Source organism: Bacillus sp. ChL18 (assembly GCF_026241425.1).
Lineage (GTDB): Bacteria > Bacillota > Bacilli > Bacillales > Bacillaceae > Bacillus > Bacillus velezensis.
Map to the genome: position 1 here is coordinate 1 of NZ_JAPHWE010000026.1, position 262 is coordinate 262.

The 262-nt window shown below is 54.2% G+C and carries 1 tRNA gene and 1 rRNA gene; both read right to left on the reverse strand.

The features are described 5' to 3' along the window. Positions 1-43: 43 nt before the first annotated feature. Positions 44-120: transfer RNA gene (locus OQ477_RS20845), tRNA-Met, on the reverse strand. Between the two features lie 19 nt (positions 121-139). After that, a 5S ribosomal RNA gene (gene rrf / locus OQ477_RS20850) occupies positions 140-255 on the reverse strand. Positions 256-262 lie beyond the last annotated feature (7 nt).

Genomic DNA, 262 nt, shown 5'->3' on the forward strand with positions numbered 1-262 from the left:
ACAGGCAGGCATTCTAACCAACTGAACTACCGGACCATTTTTTTGGTTGCGGGGGCAGGATTTGAACCTGCGACCTTCGGGTTATGAGCCCGACGAGCTACCGAACTGCTCCACCCCGCGATGATAAAATTTTAGAAAAGCTTGGCGGCGTCCTACTCTCACAGGGGGAAACCCCCGACTACCATCGGCGCTGAAGAGCTTAACTTCCGTGTTCGGCATGGGAACGGGTGTGACCTCTTCGCTATCGCCACCAAACCATTGA